Source organism: Bradyrhizobium sp. CFUWI (genome assembly GCF_056429085.1).
Genome location: NZ_JBWJZE010000317.1, coordinates 1 through 388, shown reverse-complemented (window position 1 = coordinate 388; position 388 = coordinate 1). Strand labels below are relative to the sequence as shown.

The window sequence follows — 388 nt, the reverse complement described above, 5'->3', positions numbered from 1 at the left end:
AACGCAACGTCACCCGCAACGCCTTCGCGAGCCGCGTGGCGTCGAGCCGGCGCGATTCGCCCATGAAGCTCAGCAGCATCGGCGAGAGTTCCTCCCGCGCCTGGGCGCGCGTGATCCTGCGTGGGCGCGGCAGGCCGTACAGGTCGGCGGCGAGGTCGAAGTAGTCGCCCATCTTCAGGTCGCTCGCGTCGCTCACGTGGTAGATGCGCTGCGGCAGGCCGCGCCAGAGGGCCGCCACGCAGGCGCGGGCAAGGTCGTCGGCATGGATGTGGTTGGTGTACACGTCGTCTTCGCGCGCGAGTGCGGGCGTGCCGCGGCGCAGCCGGGCCTCGGGGGTGCCGCCCTCGCGGTCGGGCCGGTAGATGCCGGGAATGCGCAGCACGCTCGC

1 protein-coding gene is annotated in these 388 nt (G+C 72.4%); it reads right to left on the bottom strand.

The features are described from left to right. A partial coding sequence (locus tag AC066S_RS39990; protein ID WP_478272093.1) for a Rossmann-fold NAD(P)-binding domain-containing protein occupies positions 1-388 on the bottom strand: 388 nt, incomplete at both ends.